Raw genomic sequence first — 930 nt, 5'->3', positions numbered from 1 at the left:
ATTTATATCTATATCTGTTATTCCTATATATCTAAGTGTTGAACTACTATCCTTATGACCTAGTACCTCCATTACTACACCTAAATTATTTTCATTTGATTTATACATATGATAGCCGAATGTTTTTCTCAATGTATGAGTTCCTATATTTTCCATACCTATATCTTTAGCCATATCATTAAAAATATTATATGCTTGTTGTCTTGTAATAGCTTTATTAATTCCCTTACGGCTTCTAAATAGTAAAGAGTAGCTTTGTAAGTTATTTTCTTCTACATAAGTTTTAATTAACCTCTTAAGCTTTGGGTGTATTGGTATATTAACCATATTACCTGTTTTAGTCTGCTTTACATCTAATCTGCTTTTATTATATATATCTCTTACCCTTAGCTTTAAAATATCTGATATTCTAAGTCCCGTAAATATTCCCGTTCTAAATAACAAAGAATCTCTTTTACTCCTAGCATCTAAATATTTGTAACACTCTTCTAATATGCCTAAATCTCTTATAGGTTCAACTTTCATTTATTCACTTCCTTATTTTCATTTATTAATCTATGAAACCACCATTTCTTGTTTTCAAAACTTATTTATATAAATACTCACCCCATTTTTGAGGTGAGATTATTTTATCATTAAAAGAAATCCATTTTAGATGATATATATGCACATTCATGGTCTATGCCACCAACAAAGAAACTAAATATCAAATATTTTCTTTTCCAATATCGCATATTATATTGAATATCTTTAGCTTCTAAAATAGGCTTTATTTCTTCACTTTCTAATATGTCTTTTAAGGCTCTTTTCTTACCTTCCTTAATGCAAAATGTAGTAAAACTACCTATTTCCTTCTGTAATGCTATTTTCTTTATGCTCTTTGTTGTTGCTTCTGCCATATATGCAATTAATATTCCGTCACTATATAGC

At 27.7% G+C, this 930-nt stretch carries 2 protein-coding genes; both read right to left on the bottom strand.

From position 1 onward, the window contains the following. Positions 1–525 (bottom strand): tyrosine-type recombinase/integrase (locus CHF27_RS13910; protein WP_115976377.1); only part of this gene is annotated, 525 nt, incomplete at its 3' end. Between the two features lie 110 nt (positions 526–635). Further along, a partial coding sequence (locus tag CHF27_RS13905) for a hypothetical protein (protein WP_158534785.1) occupies positions 636–930 on the bottom strand: 295 nt, incomplete at its 5' end.

The sequence above is a fragment of the Romboutsia maritimum genome (genome assembly GCF_002251085.2).
In the GTDB taxonomy this organism is placed as follows: domain Bacteria; phylum Bacillota; class Clostridia; order Peptostreptococcales; family Peptostreptococcaceae; genus Romboutsia_B; species Romboutsia_B maritimum.
This window is presented reverse-complemented; position numbering and strand designations above follow the sequence as displayed.